20 protein-coding genes are annotated in these 22,518 nt (G+C 71.7%); 10 read left to right on the top strand and 10 right to left on the bottom strand.

Going from position 1 to position 22,518, the window contains the following annotated elements:
* Positions 1-204: 204 nt before the first annotated feature.
* From BKH32_RS08230 to BKH32_RS08200, 6 genes are all read right to left on the bottom strand, one after another.
* The gene (locus tag BKH32_RS08230; RefSeq protein ID WP_075249485.1) at positions 205-909 is read right to left on the bottom strand and encodes a hypothetical protein; all 705 of its coding nucleotides are present in this window, start codon (positions 907-909) and stop codon (positions 205-207) included.
* A 442-nt stretch (positions 910-1,351) separates the two neighbouring features.
* Entirely contained in the window at positions 1,352-1,744 is a 393-nt protein-coding gene (locus tag BKH32_RS08220; protein ID WP_075249483.1) for a type II toxin-antitoxin system VapC family toxin, read from the bottom strand.
* Positions 1,741-1,962, bottom strand: coding sequence for a type II toxin-antitoxin system Phd/YefM family antitoxin (locus BKH32_RS08215; RefSeq protein WP_075249482.1), 222 nt, complete (start codon positions 1,960-1,962; stop codon positions 1,741-1,743). The genes BKH32_RS08220 and BKH32_RS08215 overlap by 4 nt, the downstream gene beginning before the upstream one ends.
* Before the next feature lie 198 nt (positions 1,963-2,160).
* Positions 2,161-2,970: a hydrogen peroxide-dependent heme synthase gene (hemQ, locus tag BKH32_RS08210; RefSeq protein ID WP_075249481.1), complete on the bottom strand. Its 810-nt coding sequence runs from the start codon at positions 2,968-2,970 to the stop codon at positions 2,161-2,163.
* A gap of 38 nt (positions 2,971-3,008) precedes the next feature.
* On the bottom strand, positions 3,009-4,484 hold the full coding sequence (locus BKH32_RS08205; protein WP_075249480.1) for a ferrochelatase: 1,476 nt from the start codon (positions 4,482-4,484) through the stop codon (positions 3,009-3,011).
* A complete protein-coding gene (locus BKH32_RS08200) occupies positions 4,477-5,970 on the bottom strand; it encodes a glutamyl-tRNA reductase (RefSeq protein ID WP_075249479.1) in 1,494 nt (497 codons plus the stop codon). The genes BKH32_RS08205 and BKH32_RS08200 overlap by 8 nt, the downstream gene beginning before the upstream one ends.
* Before the next feature lie 302 nt (positions 5,971-6,272).
* Here BKH32_RS08200 and BKH32_RS08195 point away from each other — a divergent pair, with 302 nt between their 5' ends.
* The 6 genes from BKH32_RS08195 to hemL all read left to right on the top strand — a co-directional run bounded on the left by BKH32_RS08195 (position 6,273) and on the right by hemL (position 15,106).
* Entirely contained in the window at positions 6,273-7,556 is a 1,284-nt protein-coding gene (locus tag BKH32_RS08195) for a uroporphyrinogen decarboxylase (RefSeq protein ID WP_256691388.1), read from the top strand.
* Complete coding sequence (locus BKH32_RS08190; RefSeq protein ID WP_075249478.1) at positions 7,553-9,226, top strand: protoporphyrinogen/coproporphyrinogen oxidase; 1,674 nt, start codon at positions 7,553-7,555, stop codon at positions 9,224-9,226. The genes BKH32_RS08195 and BKH32_RS08190 overlap by 4 nt, the downstream gene beginning before the upstream one ends.
* A gap of 129 nt (positions 9,227-9,355) precedes the next feature.
* Positions 9,356-10,579: a hydroxymethylbilane synthase gene (gene hemC / locus BKH32_RS08185; protein WP_075249477.1), complete on the top strand. Its 1,224-nt coding sequence runs from the start codon at positions 9,356-9,358 to the stop codon at positions 10,577-10,579.
* A gap of 4 nt (positions 10,580-10,583) precedes the next feature.
* Positions 10,584-11,837, top strand: coding sequence for a uroporphyrinogen-III synthase (locus tag BKH32_RS08180; protein ID WP_081376751.1), 1,254 nt, complete (start codon positions 10,584-10,586; stop codon positions 11,835-11,837).
* Between the two features lie 283 nt (positions 11,838-12,120).
* Positions 12,121-13,170: a porphobilinogen synthase gene (gene hemB, locus BKH32_RS08175; RefSeq protein ID WP_075249476.1), complete on the top strand. Its 1,050-nt coding sequence runs from the start codon at positions 12,121-12,123 to the stop codon at positions 13,168-13,170.
* A 550-nt stretch (positions 13,171-13,720) separates the two neighbouring features.
* On the top strand, positions 13,721-15,106 hold the full coding sequence (hemL, locus tag BKH32_RS08170) for a glutamate-1-semialdehyde 2,1-aminomutase (RefSeq protein WP_430383796.1): 1,386 nt from the start codon (positions 13,721-13,723) through the stop codon (positions 15,104-15,106).
* Positions 15,107-15,333: 227 nt separating this feature from the next.
* On the opposite strand, the gene BKH32_RS08165 is transcribed toward hemL, so the two are convergent.
* Both BKH32_RS08165 and BKH32_RS08160 read right to left on the bottom strand, forming a co-directional pair.
* Positions 15,334-16,275, bottom strand: coding sequence for a macro domain-containing protein (locus BKH32_RS08165; RefSeq protein ID WP_020992009.1), 942 nt, complete (start codon positions 16,273-16,275; stop codon positions 15,334-15,336).
* A 138-nt stretch (positions 16,276-16,413) separates the two neighbouring features.
* Positions 16,414-16,794 (bottom strand): thioredoxin family protein, encoded by a 381-nt coding sequence (locus BKH32_RS08160; protein ID WP_075249474.1) that lies wholly within the window; start codon positions 16,792-16,794, stop codon positions 16,414-16,416.
* Positions 16,795-17,233: 439 nt separating this feature from the next.
* Here BKH32_RS08160 and BKH32_RS08155 point away from each other — a divergent pair, with 439 nt between their 5' ends.
* The 4 genes from BKH32_RS08155 to BKH32_RS08140 all read left to right on the top strand — a co-directional run bounded on the left by BKH32_RS08155 (position 17,234) and on the right by BKH32_RS08140 (position 21,766).
* Entirely contained in the window at positions 17,234-18,220 is a 987-nt protein-coding gene (locus BKH32_RS08155; RefSeq protein WP_075249473.1) for a hypothetical protein, read from the top strand.
* 419 nt (positions 18,221-18,639) lie between these two features.
* Complete coding sequence (locus tag BKH32_RS08150; protein WP_075249472.1) at positions 18,640-19,830, top strand: Fic family protein; 1,191 nt, start codon at positions 18,640-18,642, stop codon at positions 19,828-19,830.
* A 176-nt stretch (positions 19,831-20,006) separates the two neighbouring features.
* Complete coding sequence (locus tag BKH32_RS08145; protein ID WP_075249471.1) at positions 20,007-20,915, top strand: hypothetical protein; 909 nt, start codon at positions 20,007-20,009, stop codon at positions 20,913-20,915.
* A gap of 98 nt (positions 20,916-21,013) precedes the next feature.
* The gene (locus tag BKH32_RS08140) at positions 21,014-21,766 is read left to right on the top strand and encodes a potassium channel family protein (RefSeq protein WP_075249470.1); all 753 of its coding nucleotides are present in this window, start codon (positions 21,014-21,016) and stop codon (positions 21,764-21,766) included.
* Positions 21,767-21,907: 141 nt separating this feature from the next.
* Here BKH32_RS08140 and BKH32_RS08135 read toward each other — a convergent pair whose 3' ends face one another.
* Both BKH32_RS08135 and BKH32_RS08130 read right to left on the bottom strand, forming a co-directional pair.
* Positions 21,908-22,210 carry a type II toxin-antitoxin system RelE/ParE family toxin gene (locus BKH32_RS08135; protein ID WP_256691380.1) on the bottom strand — a complete coding sequence of 101 codons (303 nt, stop codon included), beginning with the start codon at positions 22,208-22,210 and terminating at the stop codon, positions 21,908-21,910.
* A gap of 21 nt (positions 22,211-22,231) precedes the next feature.
* The gene (locus BKH32_RS08130; protein WP_075249468.1) at positions 22,232-22,504 is read right to left on the bottom strand and encodes a ribbon-helix-helix domain-containing protein; all 273 of its coding nucleotides are present in this window, start codon (positions 22,502-22,504) and stop codon (positions 22,232-22,234) included.
* Positions 22,505-22,518 lie beyond the last annotated feature (14 nt).

Below are 22,518 nucleotides of genomic sequence, written 5' to 3'. Positions count from 1 at the left end.
ACCAGGCGAGCGATTGCGGTTAACAGTTCGCTCACCTTCCGGGCCGTTTCCTTGTCCTTGCAGACGTGCCTGCGTCTGCCTTGCGGCTTGGACACGACCCTCACCTCCTTCCGACTCCCTTCCTCCCCGGCAGGACACTGGCTGTTCCGGGAGAAGGTGCCGAAGAAAGGTGAGAGCCATCATGTCACGACGGCTCCGGAGATATCAGCCGACCGAGCAGGTGTTCGGCTCTCCGGTCTCCTCCTCCTCGGAGGCGAGCCAGTGCCCGTTGCTGCCGGGGACCATGGTGTTCCTCGCAGGGATCCGCGCCTTGTTGGTGGCCTCGGTGACGTCCTTGCCCTGTGTGTCGACGTAGGTCACCTGCGTCATGTCCACGCAGTAGGTGACGGTGGCGCTCTGGCCGTCGGCGCTCATGGCGACCTCGGAGATCGCGACCTTGACGGGGGTCTTGGCCTTCTGCCCCGTGTTCTGCAAGGTAGTGGCGTCGTTGAGGAGCTGCTGCTGGAGGTTGCCGGTGGTGACGGTGGGGACCTTGCTGGTGTCCTGCCCGCCGCCGACCCACAGCTTCCAGGACATCTGGTCGTAGGCCACGAAGTCCTGGAGGATCGCGACCCGTTTGACGTCGAGGCCGGCGGGGATCGCGGTGACGGTGTACCCGAGCTGGGGGTCGGACAGGGAGGCCGCCGTGACGGTGCCGGCCGTGCCCGACGCCGTGGCGGCAGCCGAGGGGGCCGACGTCGGCCGCCCCGTGGACCCGGCTCCGCTGGCGGGTGCCTTGGCGTCGGGCTTGGAGTCCTGGGAGGAGCAACCGGTCAGGGCCAGTGAGCCGGCGAGCAGCAGGCAGCCCAGTGCGGCTGCTCGACGGCGGTCCCCGGCTCGACTCACGGGGCGGTTCTCGGCATGTGCCACGGGGGCTCCTGACTGTCGGCCGGAATCAACCCGGCGGAAACCAACCCGTCGACACTACCGCGAAGGTCACGAACATGTCTCGACCTTCGTCGCCCTCATTGCTACGCCCCTGTTCTGGCGAGGGCACGTGATGCCAACAGTCCTTAGAAGGAGGAACCAGGTCTGCTGTGCGGACTTGCCGGTCAGGCCCTCCAGGATGATGGCCGATATCAGGGGCTCGTCATCGACAGGGACATCCTGCACGCTGGGGGACAGGATTTCTGTCCCCCGACGCGCAAACAGCCCCCGCCTGGAACGGAGTGCCCCCAGCCGCGGTGAAATGTCCCCGACGGCGTCGAAGGCCCCTGTGAGGAGGCGAGCCGACCGAGGTCTCCCCGCCCTGGGCGGCCCCCGCCAGCCGCGTTCACAACCTCACGGGGAAGTACATCTGGGCAACGACCACTCACCACAGGATCGTCACACCGGACAGTTCCTCGAAGGCCCGATCGCGCGTCACCAGCGCAAGCGACTCGTACATCGCTTGCGCCGCCAGCATCCGATCAAAGGGATCGCGATGCGACCACTCAAGCTGCCCGCTCAAGCGCGCGTGCGACCACTCGATGGGCAAGAACTCCGCTCCGAGCCGTCGCACGTGCCCCTCGAGAGCATCCAGCCACGGCCCCGCTCCAGGCAGTTTCCCAATGCGGTTCTTGGTATGCAGCTCCCATGCACTGGCGGCGGAGACCACCACGAGATTCCCTCGGTCTCGCAGCACCTCGACAGCCCTCCCGCCCAGACGCGAGGGCTCATTGATCGCCCACATGAGCACGTGCGTATCGAGCAGGTAGCCCTTCATGCGCCCTCCCAGGCGCTCAGCTCCTCCTCCGGCAGCTCGTCGAAGAACGTGTCCGGCAGCTGGTATCCACCGAAGCCCAGCTCCCGCTCGCCCCCGGCCGGAACTAAGCGCGCCACCGTCTGACGCCCTCGGGCGATGTTGATGGTCGCCCCCTGCTCGACCTCCACCAACAGCGCCGACAGATGCGTCTTCGCCTCCTGAACCTTCACCGTCTTCATGCATTGATGGTCCCAGGGGAAGGCGACCTGGTCAACCAGGTTGGTCAGGTTGCGTGCCGCCCACCCTCATGGCCGGGGACATTTCGCACCGACGGGGACTGTTTGCGCGTTGGGGGACAGGAATGCTGTCCCCCAACGCGCAGGATGCCCCCGTCTGGAGTGGAGTGTCCCCGACGGCGTCGATTGTCCCCGGCCAGCTCAGGCCCAGGGCTGGCGCTGGGCCCACTCCTGCGGGCTGACGCGGCGCCCGGTGTAGAAGGGCGTGTCCACGCGCACGTGCATGCGCGCCTCCGTGTAGCGCTGGTGGTGCAGAACCCCCTCGAGCCGGTCGAGGCTGTCGGCCTCGAAGCCGAGGATCCACTCGTAGTCGCTCAGGCCGAAGGTGGACAGGGTCGAGCCCTTGACGTCGGGGTACTTGGAGAAGCCGTGGCGCCCGTGCTGGGCCATCATGCGCGAGCGCTCCTCGGGCTCGAGCAGGTACCACTCGTAGGAGCGCACGAAGGGGTAGACCATGACCCAGTCGCGCGGCGCCACCCCGGCCAGGCAGGCCGGCACGTGGCGGGGGTTGAACTCGGCGGGCGTGTGCAGCCCCATGCAGGACCACACCGGCTCCAGGTAGCGGCCCAGCGCACTGCCGCGCAGACGGTGGTAGGCGTCCTGAAGGACCTCGGGGTCGTCGTCGAGCCACCACACGAGCAGGTCCGCGTCGGCGCGCAGGCCCCCGATGTCGTACCAGCCGCGCGTCGTCACGCCGCCGGCCTCGACGAAGTTGGCGCTCTCCCCCAGGAGGTGCTCGCGCTCGGGCTGGGAGGCGGGCAGCGGGCGGGTCAGGCGGAAGACGGAGTAAAGGGTGTAGTGGTACTGGTTGTTGATGGCCTCCAGGTCGACGTCGGTGGCGTCGCGCGGGTCGCGGTGGGGGCGGCGCTCCTCGTCCTCGAAGCGGTGCAGGCCGCCCTCACCGGGGTGACCACCGGGGTGTCCGTGCTGGCTGCGGGTGTCGGTGCTCATTTCTTCTCCTAGTTCCTGTGGAGCTACTGGGATTGGGGCTATCGGAGGCCGGCGCCGTCGGTCCCGTGGCGGCCGTGCTGGCTGGGCTGGTTGGGCCGGCCGGGGTGGCGGGTCCCGGGGCGGCAGCACGAGTCCGGGCACACCGTGTGGAAGGGGCCGACGCCGGTGGTCGAGTCGGGCCGGACGTCCTCACCGCGGGCGGCGGCGGCGCGCTCGAAGAGGATGTCGACGAGGGAGTCGACGAAGGCCGGATGGGTGCCGACGGTGGCGGCACGCACATACGGCATCCCCAGGTCGCGGGCGGTCTGGGCGGCCTCGGTGTCGAGGTCGAAGACGACCTCCATGTGGTCGGAGATGAAGCCGAAGGGGGCCACGACGACGCCCCCGGGCCTGCCCGCGGGGCCGGCGTCAGTCAGGTGCCCGGCGGCCAGGGCCTCGAGGTGGTCGTTGACATCCGGTTCGAGCCAGCGGGCCTGCGGCGGGCCGGAGCGCGAGCAGTAGACGAGGTCGGCCTCCACCGTCTCCAGGCCGAGGCGGCGGGCGACCTCGGGCACGAGGACGGCGGCCAGCGCCTCGTGCTGGGCGACGTAGGAGACCTCCGTGGACAGGTCGGCGGCCACACCCGGCTCCCGCCGCCCGGTTCCTCTCGATCCGTCGACGTCGGAGGTGCCGGCTGTCCCGGAGGTGCCGGGTGCGCCGTGGGCGCTCTCGGGGCCCTCCCCCGGGGCGGAGCCGGCCTCCATGCCCAGGGGGATGGAGTGGGTGACGAGCACGAGGCGCGCGTCCGCGGCCGCCACCCCCTGCTCGGCCAGAGCCCCGTAGGCCTCGACGATGGCGTCGACATTGGCCCGCAGCAGGCCGGGGGTGTTGTAGTAGGGGCGCGTCTTGTCCATGGTGAGCTCCACGGGGCCGCCCCCGTCCCCACCGACCCGGGCGGCGGCGTCGGCCTCGAACCCGTCACCGGTGGAGCCGTCCGCGCCGTCGGCGAGCAGGGCGACGGCGCCGGCCAGGTCCTCGCGGTACTGGCGGCACCCGGAGTAGGAGCCGAAGGCCGCGGTGGGAAGGGCCAGGACGCGCCGGGCCCCGGCGTCGGCCAGCTCGCGCAGGGCCTGGCTGACGAAGGGGTGCCAGTTGCGGTTGCCGACGACGATCGGCAGCGTTGAGCCGCGCTGGGCCAGGCGGGCCTGGAGGGCGTCGCGCAGCTCGGCGTTGCGCGCGTTGATCGGGGAGGCGCCGCCGAAGCCCTGGTAGTGGCCGGAGACCTCCAGGAGGCGCGAGTCGGGCACGCCGCGGCCGGCGGTGGCGTTGCGCATGAAGGGCAGGACGTCCTCGGGGCGGCGGGGCCCGCCGTAGGACAGCAGGAGGACGGCGTCGTAGGGGGCCAGCGGGTCGGCGGCCGGGAGGCTGTCCGGGGCTCCGGCGAGACCGGTGCCCGGGTGAGCCGTCGGGCCGCCGTCCGGACGGGCGGGAGCCTCCTGGGTGGGCCCGGAAACGGGCGCGGTGATGTCAGTCATGGTTCTCTCCAGCGCTCTCCAGGCCCCAGACGAGCTCGAGGGCCTGCCGGTAGGCCTCCTCGTGGCCCTCCTGGCCTGCGCGGCGGGCCATGACGGTGGGCTGGTGGAGGAGGCGGGCGGCCAGGTGGTGCAGGGCCCGCTCGGCCTGCGCCAGGGACACCATCGGCTCGCCGTCGGTCTGGCCGGCGGTCTCGAAGCCGGGCTCGGCAGCGAGGTGACGATGGGGGCAGGCCCCCGCGGCGGCGTCGGCGCTGTTGACCCCGTTCACGCCGGTTCCGGCGCGCCCGTCGACGGCGGGGACGGCCAGGGCGAGCCGGCTGGCGGCCTGGGGGCGCAGGCGGGCGGCCTCCTCGGCGACGACGCGGCCCACCTGGGCGCGCAGGGCGGTGATGAGGGGGTCCATGGCCCGGCCGGCCAGGGTCCGCTCGAAGTCGGCGGCCTCGGCCTCGACGATGGCGCGGGCGGCGGTCACCTGCTGGGCCGCGGCCTCGGGGACGGCGTCGCGCACGCGGGCCAGGTCGAGGTGGACGACGCCGGGCAGGGCACCGACGGCCTCGTCGACGTCGCGGATCAGGGCCAGGTCGAGGATGACGAGCGGGCGGCCGCTCCCCCCGGCCGAGCCGAGGCGGTCGGCGGCGACGGGGGCGACGACGTCGGTGGTGAGGATCGGCCCGCCGGTGCCGCGGCAGGTGACCACGAGGTCGGCGCGGCTCATGGCCTGGCTCAGGGCACCGGTGGGGACGGCGCGCAGGCCGTGGCCGGCGGCGAAGGCCTCGGCGCGGTTGGAGGCGGAGTAGACGGCGATGTCGCGCAGGCCCCGGGCGCGCAGGTCGGCGACGGTGGCACCGGCGTAGGAGCCGGTGCCGACGATGAGGGCGCGGCAGTCCTCCAGCGGCGGCAGGTGACCGGCGGCCTGATCCACGCCGACGGCGACGACGCTGCGCCCCTGACCGGACAGCTCGGTCTCGTGGGCCACCCGGCGGGCGGTGGCCGAGGCACGCTCGACGACCCGCACAAGCTCGGGGCTGAGCGTGCCCTCGGCGGCGGCGGTCTCGGCGGCGCGGCGGACCTGGCCAACGATCTGGGCCTCACCGACCACCATCGAGCTCAGGCCCGCGGCGATGGCGAGCATCTCCCGGCGGGCGCTCGCCCCAACCAGGTGGGTCAGCAGGAGGCGGCTCGGGGGGAGCCCGGCGCGCTCGGCCAGGAAGGCGGTGATGGTCTCGGCCAGGTCCGAGGCCGCGGGCCGGCTCGCGTCCGCCGGAGGAAGATCCGGGTGCAGGGCCGCCGGGCAGCCGGTGTCGGCCCAGGAGTCGGCGTCGATGAGGAGGGCCAGGCGGTTGCAGGTGGACAGGACCAGGACCCCGCGCAGCGCGGGGACCGCCTCCAGGAGGTCCGGCCCCAGCCCTGGGGCGACCGCGCCGAGCCGAGCGACGACGTCAAGGCCCGGCAGGCGGTGATCGGCGGAGAGAAGATGAGTAGTCACAACGTGGGCTATTGAAACATCACCGAGGGGTGCGGGCACAATCGGGCACAATAGCGGTGTGGCGACGCACACCCGACATCATGACAATGTGTCACCACCACATTCCTGACACCCCGTCAGCACCTGATCAATGCCTGAAACACCGCATTATCACGCGAAATAAACCCCCTCTGACCACTGCTTACAGGAGGCAACCGCATATGTCTCGCATTCAGTTCCCTTATCGCAGGGAAAGCACGCGGCGTCAGCATTCTTCGCCCGATAACGGCGATTTCGTCACCGGCAGTTCACACAATGATTCAATGGGGCCCGAGCGGGCGGCGCAGGGCCGCGACCGGGCCGGCGGCGGGGCCGGTGCGGGAGCCGACGGGGTGACGCCCGGGCCGGCGGCGGGGCCCGCGCTCCTGGAGGCGCTGGCGGGGCGGAGACCCGTGCGAACGCCCGTGTGGTTCATGCGTCAGGCGGGACGGTCGCTGCCGGAGTACCGGGCGCTGCGGGCGCGCGCCGGCGTCCCGATGCTGGAGGCCTGCCTGGATCCTGCGCTGGCAGCGGAGGTGACGCTGCAGCCGGTGCGGCGCCACGGCGTCGACGCCGCCGTCTTCTTCTCCGACATCATGGTGCCGCTGCGCCTGGCGGGCGTCGGGGTGCGGATCGAGGAGGGTGTCGGGCCGGTTCTCGACGCCCCGGTGCGCAGCGGCCGCGAGGTCAGTGAGCTGGTCGCCCGCCGCTTCGGTGACGGCCCCGGCGCCGAGGGGGTCGGGGCGATCGAGGAGGCGGTGCGGCGCGTCGTCGTCGAGCTGGGAAGTCCGCAGGCGCCGGGCGTGCGCGAGGGGCTCAGTGAGCGGGCGCGCGCCGGGCTGGAGCACAGCGCCGGCTCGGCGGGGTGGACGCCGGTGCTCGCCTTCGGCGGGGCGCCCTTCACGCTGGCGGCCTACCTGGTGGAGGGCCGGCCCAGTCGCGACCACCTGGCGGCGCGCACGCTCATGCGCGCCGACCCCGACTCCTGGGACCGGCTCATGACGTGGTGCGCGCGCCTGACCGGCGAGTTCATCGCCACCCAGGTGCGTGCCGGGGCGGCCGCGGCCCAGCTCTTCGACTCCTGGGCGGGATCGCTGTCCCCGCGCGCCTACCGCGAGCACGTGGCCCCTTACTCGGCGCTCGCGCTGGATACGACCCGGAGCGCCCTGTCCCCCACCACCGGTCAGGCTGCGCCGCTCATCCACTTCGGGACCGGGACCACCCGACTGCTGGGGCTCATGCGGCAGGCGGGGGTCGACGCCGTCGGCGTGGACGAGCGCATCGAGCTGGGTGAGGCCATTGAGACGCTGGCCGGGGCCGACCCGCAGGCGGGGGCCTGCCCGGTCCAGGGCAACCTCGACCCGGCGCTGCTGGCGGCGCCATGGCCGCTGGTGGCTGAGGAGGTCGACGCGGTGCTGGCCGCCGGGCGCGCGGCGCCGGGGCACGTGGTCAACCTGGGGCACGGGGTGCCGCCGGCCACCGACGCGGACGTCCTCACCCGGATCGTGGCGCGGGTGCACGGCTCGGCCGACTGGGAGTCCGTGGCCCTGGCCGGGTGGGAGGCATGAGCGGGGAGGCCGTCGGGGAGCGGCGGTGGGACGCGCTCGTCATCGGTGGCGGGATCGCGGGGCTGACGGCCGCCTGGGACCTGGTGCGCGCCGGGCTGCGGCCGCTGCTCATTGAGGCGCGCGGCTACACCGGCGGGCTCGTCGCGGCCGGGAGAATCGGCGGGGCGCGCATGGACCTGGGGGCCGAGGGCTTCGTCGTGCGCGGCCAGGCGGCCACCTCGATGCTCGCCGACCTGGGGCTGCGCACCGCCGCCCCGCACGGCCGGCCCCGGCTCTTCCTGCCGCCCCTCGCGCCGGGCGCCGGCGCAGGCTCGTCCCAGTGGGGGCTGCACCGGTTCCCTGACCACGCCTACCTGGGGATCCCGGCGGACCCGCTGGCGGCCGACGTCGTCGCCATCATCGGGGAAGAGGCCGCGCGCCGGGCCGCACAGGACGCCGACCTGCCCGGCACCGCGGGCACCGGCCCGGAGGATCCGGGCGACCTGGCCTCCTTCGTGACCGCGCGGATGGGGACCGGCGTCCTGGAGCGCCTCGTGCGGCCCATCGTCGCGGGCATCCACTCGGCCGACCCCGCGGACCTGGCGGCAGACGTCGTCATGCCCGGGCTGCGGCGGGCCACGGCGGAGCTGGGCTCCTTGAGTGCCGCTGTGGCGGCGGTGCTGGAGCGGCGTCGGGCCCGCCAGGACGGGGCGGGCGGTCGGAGCGTGGACGCGGCCGTCGAGGGCGGGCTGTTCCGGCTCACCGACGCGCTGCGCGAGACCATCGAGGCCGGAGGCGGGAGCGTGCGCACCCGCACCGGCGCCCAGTGGCTGCGGCCAGGCGACGGCCAGGACTGCGCGGGCGGGGAGGCGCCGGCCGCCTGGCGGGTGGGGATCGCCCCGACGCGCCGGGGGCCGACGCCGTCGGATGAGCCGGTGCCCGATGGCTCGCAGGAGGTCGTGGCCACCGACCACGTCGTCGTGGCGTGCTCGGCGGGGGCCGCGCTGCGGCTGCTGCGGGGGATTCCCGGCCTGCCCGCGAGCGCGACGGACCTGACCGTGCCAGTGGGGGCGCCGATCGCCCGCTTCACGCTGGTGGCGCGGGCGCCGGAGCTCAGTGGTGAGCCGGTGGGCTCGGGGCTGCTCGTGGCACCCACCGGCGTTGCTGGTCCCGCTGAGCTCGCCGGCCCCGCCGCGGCGGCGTCGGCCGGCCCCGGGGCCTCTGGCCTGGTCTCTGATGGGATGGTTCCCGGTGGGAGGTCTGCGCGCCCGGTGGCCTGCCCGGTGCGGGCCAAGGCGCTGTCGCACCTGAGTGCCAAGTGGCCGTGGGTCGGCGCCGAGCTGCGGGCGCTGCACGGCCCGGACGTCCACGCGCTGCGCCTGTCCTACGGTCGGCCCGGGCAGCCGCGCCCACAGGTGGATCTGCAGGTGGCGCTCGGTGACGTGGCGGCCCTGACCGGGGTGAGGATCGAGCCGGAGACGGTCATCGACCACATGCTGGTGCGCTGGGACGGGACGCTGCCACCGGTGACACCCGCCTACCGGGAGCGCACGAGGCACCTGGAGGAGCAGCTGGCGCCGGTGACGGGACTGGAGGTCACCGGGGCGTGGGTGGCCGGGACCGGGATCGCGGCCGTCGTCGAGCACGCCCGCGCCGCGGCCGGGCGCCTGGCGGGCTCCCATGGCCGGTGAAGCGCCGCGCCAGGACGGGGGCAGGTGTCGCGTTCGTATATTAGGTCGCGAGTTCGTACCCCCAAGGCACGAAGGCGAGCCCTACGGTACGAACGCGACGATGGAGAACCGCGCACGAGGAGGGGATGCATGACCACGACGGGGACGGAATCCGGGCGGCTTCGCCTGGGCACGCGCGGCTCGCGCCTGGCGCTGACCCAGTCCGGACAGGTCGCCGAGGCGCTGATGGCGGCCGGCGGAGGCTCTGGCGGTCTGGACATTGACCTGGTCACTGTGCGCACGGACGGCGACGGCGACCGTACGCCCCTGCGGCAGCTCGGCGGGGTGGGGGTCTTCGCAGCCCGGCTGCGTCACGCCCTCCTGGACGGCGAGGTGGACCTGGTGGTCCACTCCTTCAAGGACCTGCCCACCCAGCCGGTCGAGGGCCTGGCGGTCATCTGCGTGCCGCCGCGGGAGGACCCGCGCGACGCCCTGTGCGCCCGCGACGGCCTGGCCCTGGCCGACCTGCCGGAGGGGGCCCGCGTGGGCACCGGCTCGCCGCGCCGGGCCGCCCAGCTGTTGGCCGCCCGCCCCGACCTGGAGGTGGTGGACCTGCGCGGCAACGTGCCCACGCGCCTGGCGCGGGTGCGGGGGCTGGAGGCGGTCGGCGTCGGCACCGATGAGCCGGTGGCACCTGCGCGGGCCGATGCCGCCGGCGACCTGGACGCGGTGGTCCTGGCCCTGTCGGGGCTGCGGCGCCTGGGGTTGGAGCACTGCGCGAGCGAGGTCCTGGACCTGGAGACGATGCTGCCCGCGCCGGCTCAGGGGGCCCTGGCCGTCGAGGCGCGAGCCGGCGAGGACTCCGCGGAGCTGGCCCGCGCGGTGGCGGTGCTCGACGACGAGCCCACGCGCCTGGCGGTGACGGCGGAGCGGTCGCTCATGGCCCGGCTCGGTGCGGGCTGCGCGGCACCGGTGGGGGCCTGGGCGCACCTGCGGGGCGCCGGTCAGGAGCCGCGGGAGGAGCACGCCGAACCCGGAACCGGCTGGAACGAGGGCTTCCGCGGCGATGACGCCGCCGCGACCAGGGCCAGGCAGGGCGCCGGGGCGACGGGGCCGCGCGGTTCAGCGGCCTCGCGCCGCTCGCCGCGGGTGCTCGTGCTGCGGGCGGTGGTCACCTCGCTCGATGGTGGCCAGGAGGTCGGCTGCGAGCTGAGTACTGAGCTGCCCGAGACCGCTGGGGGGCCGGGGGCTCCCGGGGACACGGTGACGGTTCGGGCGGCCGAGGCGCTGGGGGTCAGGGCGGCCGAGATCCTGTTGGAGGACGGTGCCGACCAGATCGTCGACCTGCACGCCAACAAGCCCCGGCGGGACTGAGGCCATGACGCAGTCCACCTCACGCAACGACTCGGCCGGGCGCCTCACGGGCAACCCCCGGAAAGGCGGCGGGGCGCCACTGTCGGGGCGGGTGGTTCTGCTGCCGCGTCTCAAGGAGCGCGACCCTATCGCCTCGGCGCTGGAGCGGGCCGGGGCGAGGGTGCTGCGGGCTGCCGTGACGCGGACAGTTGCGGGTGAGGCGGCGGCGCTGGAGGCGACTGCGCGCAGGATCATGGCGGGCGAGGCGGCCTGGCTGGTGCTCACCTCGGCCCGGACCGTTGAGGCGCTGGCGCCGTACCTGCTCGCGGAAGCCGGAGCCGGCGCGGCGACCGCGGGCCACGGGCTCCGTCAAGAACCCACCGCGCCCAGCAGCCAGTACCACGCCGCATCTCCCCGCACCCCAGCACCCCCACCCGGACAACACGAATCCACCACAGCACCCACCCCGACACGGGTGACAGTCGTCGGCCCAACAACCGGAGAACACGGGCTCCGCCAAGAACCCGACACTTCCGGCACCCACCACGACACCCCAACAACCCCACCTGAACAGCACCAACCACGCTCAACCATCCCACCGATGCGGGTGGCGGTCGTCGGGCCGGCAACCGCGCGGGCCTGGACCGAGCTCACCGGCACCGCCCCGGACCTGGTGGCCCGAGGCTCGGCCGCCGCCCTCCTGGACGAGCCCGCCCTCGCCGGCGGGCCGGGAGCCACCCCACCCCCCACCCGAGCCCCGGATTCAGGCACGGCCCCCCATAACTTCCCCAGCACCTCCGACCCAGATGACTCCGACGGGAGAGCCCACACCTTCGGCGATTCTCCCGATTCTCCTCAAGGCGACCCGGAGGAGGCGCGGCGGGTGCTGCTGCCGGCCTCGGCTTTGGCCGACCCGGCACTGGCGGACGGCCTGCGGCGGGCGGGCTGGGAAGTGGAGCAGGTGGCCGCCTACACGACCGTCACGGCCGACGCCCACGAGCTGCCCCCGGACCTGGAGCGCACGTGGGGCACTGGCGGTGTGAACGCGGTCGTGCTCACCGCCCCGTCCACGACGCGGGCGGTCCTGGATCTGCTCGGCCCGCCGCAGGGAACTGGGTTGGTGGCCATTGGCGCCACCACGGCGGCGGCCGCCCGCAGGCTCGGCCTGCCGGTCGCTGCCGTCGCCCCCTCCCCCACGCCCGAGGGGGTCCTCCAGGCCACTATCGACGCCACCCGGGCCACCACGGGCCCCGCTCCTGCCCCTCAGGAGCCGCCGTGATGGCCGCACACCGGCAAAAGTGTCACGATTGGCGACTTTTCATCGCCACCACAATCCCTGGGACACCTACCTCTCAGGTGTTCGCCCAGGTCAGGGCCGGATACTCCGATGAGTTCAGGAGCCGCAGCCCCCGCTCGGCACACTAAAAGTCGCCATTCGTGACACGGAACCACCTCGCAGCCTCCCAGTCCGACGCGAGTGTCCCCTGCACAGACCCCCTCACAAACCCAATCCGCACCATCCCAGTCATTCCAACACTTTGGACGACCACCAGGAGCACTTCATGACAGACGCCCTCCGACCGGCCGCCGATTTCCTGTCGCGCCGCTCCGTCCCCGACCCGCAGGCCCCCGCGGTCCGCCCTCGGCGCCTGCGCACCACCCCGGCGATGCGGCGCCTGGCGCGCGAGCACGTCGTGGCCCCGGCTGCCCTCATCCTGCCGGTGTTCGTGCGCGAGGACATTGACGTCCCCCGCCCCGTGGAGGCGATGCCGGGGGTCGTCCAGCACACGCTGGACTCGCTGCGCCGCGAGGCCGCCGCCTGCGCCGAGGCAGGCATCGGCGCCATCGACCTCTTCGGCGTTCCCGCGACCCGGGACGAGGCCGGTACGGCGGCCTGGGCGGAGGACGGCATCCTCAACCGCGGGATCGCGGCCGTGCGCGAGGAGGTGGGGGACGAGGTCGTCGTGTGCGCGGACACCTGCCTGGATGAGTTCACCAGCCACGGCCACTGCGGCCTCATTCGCCCCGGCGGCCCACGCGCCGGCGAGGTCGACAACGACGCCACCCTGGCCACCTACCAGGCCATGGCCATCTCCCAGGCCGAGGCCGGGGCGCACATGGTCTCGCCCTCGGGGATGATGGACGGGCAGGTCGCCGCGATCCGCGCCGCCCTGGACGCCACCGGCCACGATGACGTCGCGATCCTGGCCTACTCGGCGAAGTACGCCTCGGCCTACTTCGGGCCGTTCCGGGAGGCCGTGGGCTCCACACTCACCGGCGACCGGCGCGCCTACCAGCAGGATCCGGCCAATCGCCGCGAGGGCATGCGCGAGGTGATGCTCGACATCGCAGAGGGCGCGGACATCGTCATGGTCAAGCCGGCCGGCCCCTACCTGGATGTGCTGGCCGACGTCGCCGCCGCCTCACCGGTGCCGGTGGCCGCCTACCAGGTCAGCGGCGAGTACGCGATGGTGGAGGCGGCCGCGCAGCGCGGGTGGATCGACCGCGAGCGCGTCATCGCCGAGTCGGTGCTGGGCATCGTGCGCGCGGGGGCGGACATGGTCCTGACCTACTGGGCCCGGGAGATCGCCGAGAACCCGGCCCTGAGGTAGGTCCTGCAACAGATTGCGGCAACGGGGGCGCCCCGGGGCCCCGACCAGGCAAAGTACTCGCTATGGACACGCCTCCGGCCCCACGGGGAAGTACAACTAGCGACGTCTCCCCAGCGCGCCCGGAAGTACGTCCTTCCCACCTGCTTCGAGGCGCTTCAGCTCCTCGGACCGGTCTCGCTGCCCGTCATAGCCAACGGTCCCCAGCGTCATCACGTCGCCAAAGTGTCCACGGTGGCGACTTTTCAACTCCCACCTCATTCAGTATCTGGAAGTAACCACCCTCTGACCTGGGATACTGCAAGAAGGAGTCGGTGACGACCACCTGAAAAGTCGCCACAACGGACACTTTCACCTCTCCCGCGTTCCCAACCGGTCAACGCCACGTTCAACGCCACGGCAGACGGCCTCAGTCAGGTAGTTTGAGAGGCAGTCCCACCCGGTACGGCTGGCCCGAACCGGCCCTGACCAGTTCATCGACAGGATCACCGTGACTCAGCAATCGCAGCCCACAGGCCGGCCCTCCAGCACCGCCGCTTCGACCAACACCTCCCTGTTCGAGGCGGCTCGCGCCGTCATCCCCGGGGGCGTCGACTCCCCCGTGCGCGCCTTCGGCTCGGTGGGCGGCACGCCGCGGTTCATCGCCTCGGCGAGCGGCGCCCACGTCACCGACGTCGAGGGCCGCAGCTACGTGGACCTGGTGGGCTCCTGGGGCCCGGCGCTCCTGGGTCACGCCCACCCGGAGGTCGTCGCCGCGGTCCAGGCGGCCGCCGCCCGCGGCCTGTCCTTCGGCGCCCCCACCGCCACGGAGACGCTCCTGGCCGAGGAGGTGCGCCGCCGGGTACCGGCCGCGCAGAAGGTGCGCTTCGTGTCCACCGGCACCGAGGCGACGATGACGGCCGTGCGCCTGGCCCGCGGCGCCACGGGCCGCGACCTGGTGGTGAAGTTCGCGGGCTGCTACCACGGGCACAGTGACGGCCTGCTCGCGGCGGCCGGCTCGGGCCTGGCCACCGGCGGCCTGCCGGGCAGCGCCGGTGTGCCCGCGGCGGTGGCCGCCCAGACGATCGTCCTGCCCTACAACGACGTCGCCGCCCTGGAGGCCTGCTTCGCCGAGCGGGGCGCCGAGATCGCCGCGGTCATCACCGAGGGCGCCCCGGCCAATATGGGGATCGTGCCGCCCGCGCCCGGCTTCAACGCCGCGATCCGCCGGGTGAGCGCCGAGCACGGCGCGCTCATGATCCTCGATGAGGTCCTCACCGGCTTCCGCGTGGGCCCGGCCGGCTGGTGGGGCCTGGAGGCCGTCGACGGCTGGACCGTGGACCTGCCGGGCCTGGCCACTGAGCCCGCCGATGCCGATGCCCCCTCCTGGCCGGGTGCCGACTGGCGCGAGCGCGCCGCCTGGGTGCCGGACCTGGTGACCTTCGGGAAGGTCGTGGGCGGCGGGATGCCGCTGGCCGCCGTCGGCGGAGGCACGGAGGTCATGGACCTGCTGGCGCCGGACGGCCCCGTCTACCAGGCGGGCACGCTCTCGGGGAACCCGCTGGCCACGGCGGCCGGCCTGGCCACGCTCCAGCTGGCCGACGACGCCGTCTACGCCTCGGTGGCCACCCGCGCCCGGACCATCGGTGAGGTGGTCTCGGCGGCCCTGACTGAGCAGGGTGTGCCCCACCGCGTGCAGCGGGCGGGCTCGCTGTTCTCCTTCATGTTCGGGCGGCGGGCCGCCGAGCGGGGCGTGAGCGACTACGAGGCCGCCCGCTCCCAGGAGACCTGGCGCTACGGGCCCTTCTTCCACGCCTTCCTCGAGGCGGGGGTGGGCCTGCCGCCGTCGGTCTTCGAGGCCTGGTTCGTCTCGGCCGCGCACGGCGAGGCGGAGCTGGAGGCGATTGCGGCTGCGGCCCCGGCGGCCGCCCGCGCCGCGGCCCGGGCCCAGGCGAACTGACCGCCCCTCGGAGGGCCTGGCCTGCAGGCATAACCAGCGGACCGGGTTCGCCGTCAGCAATTGGAACCGCACAGTACTGCACGAGGTTGGGGATCTACTGGCCGCGAGTTGTGCGTACTGCACGAAAGCCCCACCTACACGGAGTGCACCCGGCCCTCCTCCAGTGGTTCCCGGCCCTCGTGCAGTGCGCCCCCTCGGGCGCGCTGAAAGTGGAGAACCCCCGCCCCTTAAGGCCTCCAGGGCGGCGGGGCGAGGGCGGCCTCGTAGGCGGCGACGTCGACGTCGGCGTTGAGGCTGATGACGATACGCATCCGGGAGTCGGGGTGGGCCGCCAGCCAGCGGCCGATCGTCTCCAGGGTCACCAGGGCGGCCTGCCGCTTGGGGTAACCGAAGACGCCTGTGGACAGCGAGCACAGGCCGACGCTGCCCAGCCCCGCGGCGTGCGCGACGTTGAGGACGCTCGTGTAGCACGAGGACAGCAGGCGCCGGTCGCGCAGCGTGGGCTTGCGCCCGTCCTCGATGACGGGCCCCACCGAGTGGATGACGTGCTGGGCCGGCAGGTGGTAGCCGCCGGTGAAGACGGCCCGGCCGGCGGGCTCCCCGCCCTGGCGGCGGGTGGGGTCGAAGGTCTCCGCCCAGGTCATGTAGCGGGCGCACTCGGCGCGCAGGGCCGGCCCGGCGACGGCGTGGATGATGTTGTCGATGCAACGGTGCCCGGGGGCGAAGCAGCCGAGCATCCCGGAGTTGGCGGCGTTGAGAACGGCGCCGGCGCGCAGCCGAGTGAGGTCGCCGCGCCAGAAGGCCACGTTGCGGCCCAGCAGGCCGGGGACGTGGTCGGTGATGGCCAGGGGCGGGATCTCGGTGGCGTCGACCATGCCGCGCTCGGCGGCCTCGGCCTCCAGGAGGGTGTCGAGGTCGGCGGCGATGTCCTCGGGCAGGGGCGCCGGGGGGCGGGCGGTGAGGAGGAAGTCGAGCATGGTGCGCAGCTCGTCGGGGTCGGTGGGGACCGTCGAGTCGATCCAGTCCGTGGCCCCCTCGGGGTCGGAGCGCAGGAAGGCGTAGACGAGGTGGCGTACCAGTGCGTCGCGGCCCGAGGCGCCGACGGGGACCGCCCATCGGGCTCTGACAGCGTGACTGACGTGGGACTCCAACTTCACGCGGGCCATCATAGGATATCAAAACGTAATGTTCTGCCCTTGGGTGGGCGAGCCGGGTAACAGACGACGACGTCGCCCGGAAACGGCGGGTTCCCGGGCGACGTCGGACAGCTACAGGGGCCGAAGGACGGCCCCGCGGTGCGTGACGGGTCAGGCCTGAGTGCCGGAGGCGGCTTCCTCCGCGGCGATCTTGGCCTTGAGCTCGTCCATGTCGAGCTCGCGCACCTGCGTGATGAGGGAGTCCAGCGCGGGGGCGGGCAGGGCGCCGGCCTCGCGGTAGACCAGCACATTGTCACGGAAGACCATGAGCGTGGGGATCGAGGAGATGCCCAGGGCCCCGGCCAGGTCCTGCTCGGCCTCGGTGTCGACCTTGGCGAAGGTGATGTCCGGGTTGGCCTCGGAGGCCTTCTCGTAGATGGGGGCGAAGCGCATGCACGGGCCGCACCAGGAGGCCCAGAAGTCGACGATGGTGATGCCCTCGCCGTGGATGGTGTCCTTGAACTCGGGGCCGGTGATGTTCTTGGTGGCCATGGGTGTTCCTTTCAAGACTGTGGAGACAGATGGGTTCCACTGCGGCCAACACGGCCGGGGCCCGGCCTATTCCTGAGGCCGGCAATCCTCGTGACGGGGCCGCCCGGCTTGCTGCCGGTACCGCGCATCCTCCCGCCGTTGCCTCCCGGCCTCCCGCCGGCCTGCATCCTCTTGCCGATGCCGCAACCCCTTCTGCCTGCGCCGCCCTCCTGCTTGCGCCGCCCGCCCCCACCCACCTCCTGCGGCCAGGGACATTCCGCACGGCCGGGTGCACGCCGCTGCGGAGGGGGGACATCCTGCGCGTCCGGGGACGGGATCCCGGTCCCCGACGGCGTCGAATGCCCCCGACCGCACAGAAATGTCCCCAACGGCGTCGAACGCCCCCACCGAACCAACTATGCTGCAACTGACCTGCTATCAATTTTCAGGAGGGTGACCCGTGGCGATCTACATCCGCTCCCGCCCCACCACCGGGACCATGGTGCTCGGGTGCCTGCTCACTCTGATCGCTGTCGGCATCGTGCTCCTTCTCCCGGCTGCCCTGTTCCTGGCCGGCTACGCACTGGCTTCCATGGAGGAAGCTGCGAGATACCCCAGCGAGAGCAGCAGCGTAGGTAATGGGGCGGCTCAGATAGTCACGGTCACGACCACCTATAGCTTCATGCTGACCGCCGTCACCTTTGGGGCAGTCTTCTGCTTCAAGGGCACGAACCGGTGGCTCACCAAGAACTCAACCGTGACCCATCGCGATATCGCGTCGGCACGGTTCCTCCACGTCGCTAAGGACCCCAACAGCCGCGCCGCGGGCATGCTATGGGCGATGCTCGCGGGCATGCTGCTGGTGGCCTCCCCGTTCATCGTGATAGCCGTCCCATACCCCCTGATCTTCAACGAATCCACCCAAGAACTGTTCGACAAGGCCGTCTGGGGCATGATCTTCCTTGTTGCCGGGCTGTTCGTGGTCCTGACATGCGCCGCCGTACGCCGGCGGGCAATCGCGGTGCGCATGACGCCACACGGCATGGCGGCCGCGAGCCTGGCCGCGTTCACCCTCCCCCTGCCTTCCAGCCGCGACGAGCTCGGAGTTCAGGAGGTTCCGACGCGCCGGAGGCGCGTCCAGGTACAGGCCGTTTACAACCCACCTGCCGCAGGTGCCGAGCCGGCCAGGCCAGTTCTCCTCTCGAGACTCACCCTGACGGTGAAGCCCTCACGGCTCGACGACGCCCGCTCTCGGGTCGAGGCCCGGCTCGACGAGGTCTGGCGGGCCGCCCAACTGGTGCGCACCCCACCCGAGCAGGAGGAGACAGCCGACGCACCACCCTCGCAGCCTGAGCCGAATCCGACTCACCAGTCATCACCCGCACCACCGCACCACGATGCAGCCCCTGAGCACATCCAGTCCCAGGCAGAGAACCCTCTCCCTTGAGTGATGCACCCATCGCTTGACCCCGCCGTCGGCGCCCGACGCAGACGCTGACCACGACCAGCCCCAGACAGGCAACGCCCCTCCCACGAGTGGTGGCTCCACCACTTGACCCAGCGCTGCACAGTGCGGCCGGGGACATTCCGCGCGGCCGGGTGCACGCCGCTGCGGAGGGGGACATCCTGCGCGTCCGGGGACAGGATTCCGGTCCCCGACGGCGTCGAACGCCCCCGACCGCACAGAAATGTCCCCGACGGCGTCGAAGGCCCCGTCCACAACGGAACCCCACGGCGGCAGTCACCGGCGCACAGCCCCACACATGCCCGCTTCCAGACACACACCCACCCGAGATGTTCGACAAGTCGCCAATGTGTGCAATCCACCCTCTTTAGATGTCACACAACCGCCACTAGGATGACATCATGGACGTGAGCATGTTCGTCAACGACACCATGGGGGAACTGGTCGACATCACCGGCTCCGACCCGGTGACCGGCAACTGGCAGCACAAGGCCTTCATCCCCACCCCACTCGGCTCCGACGAGCCGCCCCTCAGCGGAGGCACCTACCGCATGGTGGCGGCAGCCGGCCGTGCACTGGCCGCCCTCGACGCCACGGCCCAGCAGCTGCCGAACCCCTACCTGCTGCGATCCCCGTCCCTACGGCGCGAGGCTCAGTCGACGTCGGCCCTGGAGGGCACATACGCCCCCCTGCGCGAGGTGCTCACCGCCGACGACGACGCCCCCGCGACCGCCGAGATGACGGAGATCCTCAACTACGTCCGCATGGCCAACAGCGGTTTCCTGTGGGCACAGGAGGGGCGCCCTATCACCCTGTCGCTCATCGAAGACCTTCAGGGCGAGCTCATGAGGGGCACTCCCCTTGAGTCGGCCTCAGGTCGCCTGCGCGACACCCAGGTCATGATCGGCCGCCGGCCCGGTGCGCACAGCACGGCCCCGATCCATGCAAGCCGGTTCGTTCCCGCACCTCCTGGGGATCATCTTCGCGCCGGCGTGCGTGCCCTCGTCGACTGGCTGCATGAGGACCACACTGGAGACATCGACCCGATCATCGCCGCGGGCATGGCCCACTACCAGTTCGAGACTCTTCACCCCTTCCGGGACGGCAACGGGCGCCTGGGGCGGTTCCTCATCGTACTCACCCTCCTGAGCTCGGGAGTTCTCAGCGAACCCACGTTGACGGTCTCGCCGTGGTTCGAGGAGCGTCGCGCCGATTACTACGACGCGTTGCTGCGAGTCAGCACCCACGGCGACTGGGACACCTTCCTGGCCTTCTTCTCCCAGGGGCTGGCCGCGGCGGCCTCCAGCACGCGTCATCAGATGCTCGCCCTGGCCGCTGCGCACCAGAGCCTCAAGGAGACGGTGCGCGCCTCCAGCCTGCGGTCCGCACACGCCCTTGACCTCGTCGACTTCGCGGTCGCGAATCCGAGCTTCACGGTGCGCAAGGTCGAGGCGGCCCTCGGCATCTCGTACGGGCGCGCCAACGGCCTGGTTGCCCAGCTGGCTGACATCGGGGTGCTCGACGTCGTCGAGACCGGTTCGCAGCCGCGCCGCTTCGCCGCCCCTGCCGTCCTGAAGGTCCTGCTCACCTGAGCCCACCCGTCTTCCAAGACGGACGGGGACATTCCACGCGGCCGGGCGCACACCGCCCCAGCCGGGGACACCCTGCGCACCCGGGGGCAGGATTCCGGTCCCCGACGGCGTCGAATGGCCTCACCGAACCAATTATGCTGCAACCGACCTGCTATCAGTTTTCAGGAGGGGGAACCATGGCGATCTACATCCGTTCACGTCCCGGCGCTGGGGCCAAGGCGCTCGGATACCTGAGTGCGCTGACCGCCGTCGGCACCGCCGCCCTCTATCCGCTCATCCTGTTCATATCCGGTTGGGCCCTGGGCTCCCTGGACGAAGCCATGGCCCGCCCAGAGGAAGGGCGCCCGGGACTTGAGATCATATCCATCCTGTTTGTCATGACCACCGTCCACAGCTTCATGCTGACCACGTTCTGTTTCGGCACCGTCTTCTCCTTCATAGGCACGAACCGATGGCTGCCCAAGGACGCAACCGTGTCACACCGCGACGTCGTAGCGGCGCGATTCCTTCACGTCGCACAGAATCCCGGCAGACGCGCAGTGGGCCTGCTGTGGGGGATGCTCGCGGCCACGCTGCTGGTGTCCGCCCCGATCAATCTGATGGCCGTCCCGCACCCCCTGCTCTACAGCGAGTCGACCCGGAATCTGGTCGGTCAGGCCACAGCGGCCCTGCTCCTGCTCCACATTGCGCTCTTCGTCGTCCTGGTTTGCGCGGCTATGCGCCGCCGCTCCAGCATGGTGCGCCTGAACCAACACGGCATAGCAGTTGCGAACCTGGAGTTATTCAATCTTGCTCTCCCCTCTGGTCGCGACAACTTCCGAATCCAGGAGACACCAGCGCGCTGGGGCCGCATACACCTCCAGGCCGTCTACGCCCCGCCTAAAGAAGGCGCCAGACTGACGGCACCCGCCGTCATCCCTCGCCTCAGTCTGACCGTGAAACCTTCAAGGCTCGACGACGCCCGCACCCAGGTCGAGACCTGGCTGGACGAGGTCTGGCGCGCCGTCGAACTGATACGGACCTCAACCGAGCAGGACGAGACGGCTCCCGCACCGGCCTCGGAGCCCGAGCCGAAGTCGACCTGAGAAGCGTTGTCCTCGTCCTTCCGGTCCCCGACGGCGTCGGCCTTCCCCACCGGTGAGGGCGACATGGTTCTATCCCCAGCACCGTCTACCATCGGACCATGCCGTCAGAAATCAGCCCTGGCACTCGGCTGCGGGCGTGGGAGCGCGCCGCGGAGTGGCCGCTGGCCGGCGCCGCCGTCGTCTTCCTGGGCGTCTACGCCTGGGAGGTGCTCACCAACGCGCAGGGCGCGGCCAAGGAGGCGGCCGAGCTCGTGATCGGCACCGTGTGGGCACTGTTCGGCGTCGACTATCTTGTCCGCCTGGTACTGGCGCCGAGCCGGGGCCGCTGGTTCCTCCACCACCTGCCCGACCTGGCGATCATTGTTCTGCCGATCCTGCGGCCGCTCAGGCTCCTGCGCCTGGTGACGCTCGTGAGCATCATGCAGCGCAGCGCCGGCACCGCGCTGCGCGGGCGCATCACCCTGTACACGGCCGGCAGCGCCGCCCTGCTCATCTTCACCTCGGCACTGGCTGTGCTGGATGCGGAGCGTCATGAGCCGGGCTCCTCGATCCGGTCCTTCGGCCAGGCCCTGTGGTGGGCGCTGACGACGATCACCACCGTCGGCTACGGCGACACCTTCCCGGTCTCCACGCAGGGGCGTTTCATCGCGGCGCTGCTCATGATCGGTGGGGTGGCACTCGCCGGCGTCGTCACAGCGACCCTGGCCTCGTGGATCGTCTCGCTGGTCGAGGAGGAGAACGCCGAGCAGGAGGCCGCCACGCAGGCGCAGGTGGCAGCCCTGCAGCAGCAGGTCAGCGAGCTGAGCGAGCGCATCGACCGTCTTCTGGAGGAACGTGCCTCGGGACGCTGACGGCGAGTATCCCCCGGTCCGACGTCGGCCGCACAGACGCCGAGCCGGGCATTTCTCGCGTAGCCCTACAGAATTTCTGTTGGGGGCCGCGAGAAATGCCCGGCTCGGAGAGCTATGCTGCTCACAGGTTCACAAGCTCAGTCATTCATCGTCAGCATGCAGAAGTGGCTTGTAGTCGCGCCCGCCGTAGTAGATGCCGAGGATCTCAATCATCTCATCGGTGACGGCGAAAGCGATGACAGCACGCCGGCGAAACCCGATGGTGCGCAGACTGGGGCGGATGTCGTCACGAGCACGACCAACCATTGGGAAGTCGGCCAGCGCATCGCACCGGTCCATCAGCGCGGTCACGTAGGCCTCAGCGCGATCGGGGAAGCCCGAGTCGTGTGCGATCCAGTCGTAAAGATCGGTCAGATGGCGCTGTGCCTGCGGAGAGTACCCCACACGCCGAGTCACAGATCGCCCTCACGCTTCGGAGGTCCGGCAGGAGTGATGGGCCGCGATGTGGGCACGCACCTGCGAGGCATCCAGGACCAACGAGGAATCAGCCCTCAGCTCGTCATAGGCCGGCGCCACATCGCCGCGCAGCCAGGCATCAACGGCCTCCTCGCGGGCGAACAGCTCTCGGAGCCCATCAGTGACGGCCTCACTGCGGTCGGTGTAAGCACCCGAGGCAACGCGCTGCTCCAGCTCGTCCGCCAGGTGATTCGGCAGAGTGACACTCACTTGTCTGCTCACAGGACACCTCCTCT

This window comes from Actinomyces oris (assembly GCF_001929375.1).
Taxonomy (GTDB): Bacteria; Actinomycetota; Actinomycetes; order Actinomycetales; family Actinomycetaceae; genus Actinomyces; species Actinomyces oris_B.
This window is presented reverse-complemented; position numbering and strand designations above follow the sequence as displayed.